Source organism: Sphaerisporangium sp. NPDC051017 (assembly GCF_040683095.1).
GTDB lineage: Bacteria > Actinomycetota > Actinomycetes > Streptosporangiales > Streptosporangiaceae > Sphaerisporangium.
The window spans coordinates 1-1354 of record NZ_JBFBCI010000160.1 but is presented as its reverse complement, the minus strand read 5'-3'; the positions used below and the strand labels follow the sequence as shown (position 1 = coordinate 1354).

General features: G+C 72.6%; 1 protein-coding gene. It reads right to left on the bottom strand.

Translation table 11 applies throughout. The annotated features are described in order from the left end of the window. The coding region (locus AB0M95_RS41020; RefSeq protein WP_363777212.1) for an AMP-binding protein at window positions 1–1294 on the bottom strand (1294 nt) is incomplete at its 3' end. Window positions 1295–1354: the final 60 nt, after the last annotated feature.

Below are 1354 nucleotides of genomic sequence, written 5' to 3'. Positions count from 1 at the left end.
CACCCGGCCCCTCCAGCCGGTGCAGGAACCACAACCGCCACTGCGCGAACGACAACGGCACCCGCTCCGGCCGCTCCCGGCGCACCAGCGCGAGCTGCACCTCGCCGTCCAGGCCGCCGTCGAGCCTGGCCGCCAACTCGGCGACGGTCGGCGCCTCGAACAGGCTCCGCACCGGCAGCTCGGCGCCGAGGCGGGTCCGGACGCGGCTGACGAGCTTGGTGGCGAGCAGCGAGTGGCCGCCCAGGTCGAAGAAGTCGTCGTCGACGCTGACCTGCTCGACCCCGAGGACCTGGGCGAACAGCTCGCACAGCGCCTCCTCGCGCGGGTTACGGGGTGCCCGCCCACCGCCGCTCTCCCAGCTCGGCGCGGGCAGCGCCGCCCGGTCCAGCTTGCCGTTCAACGTCAACGGCAACCGATCCACCACCACCACGGCGGCGGGCACCATGAACTCCGGCAACCGATCGCGGACGTACGCCCGCACCTCCTGCCCGTCCACCTCACCCACCGGCACCACATACGCCACCAGCCGCGTATCCCCACCAGGCCCCTGCCAAGGCACCACGACGCTCTGCGCCACACCCGGATGCGCCGACACCACCGCGGCGACCTCACCCGGCTCCACCCGGAACCCGCGTACCTTCACCTGGTCATCGGCGCGGCCCAGGAACTCCAGCAGGCCCCCGGCGTTCCACCGGACCACGTCCCCGGTCCGGTACATCCGCGACCCCGGCGGACCGAACGGGTCGGCGACGAACCGCTCAGCCGTCAGCCCAGGCCGCCCCGCGTACCCGCGCGCCAACCCGATCCCCGCCACGTACAACTCCCCCGCCGCACCGGGCGGAACCAGCCCAAGACCACCGTCGAGCACGTACACCCGGACGTTGTCGATCGGCCCGCCGATCGGCACCGGCGACGGCCACACAGACCCGTCCTCGCCCAACGGGAACGCCGTCACCAACTGCGTCTCGGTCGGCCCGTACTGGTTGGACAACCGCCGCCCCCGGCGAGCCAGCCCCGCGCGCACCGCCTGGCCCGGAATCAGCGCCTCACCGGCCTGGAACACCTCGACCAGCGGCAGATCCACACCAAGACCGGCCGCCGCTTCATACAGTCCGTTCACGGCCAGACTCGGCGCGAACAACTCCGCGACCTCATGGGCCACCATCCACCGGGCCAGCAAGACGGGGTCACGCCGGGTCCGCTCATCCGGCACAACCAACGTCCGCCCACCCAGCAACGTGGACAGCACCTCCTGAGCCACCACGTCGAACCCCAGCGACGCGAACTGACCCACCCGGCGCCCCACACCCCCCGCATACGCCGCGACGTGCCAGCGCACCACGCTCACCACGGC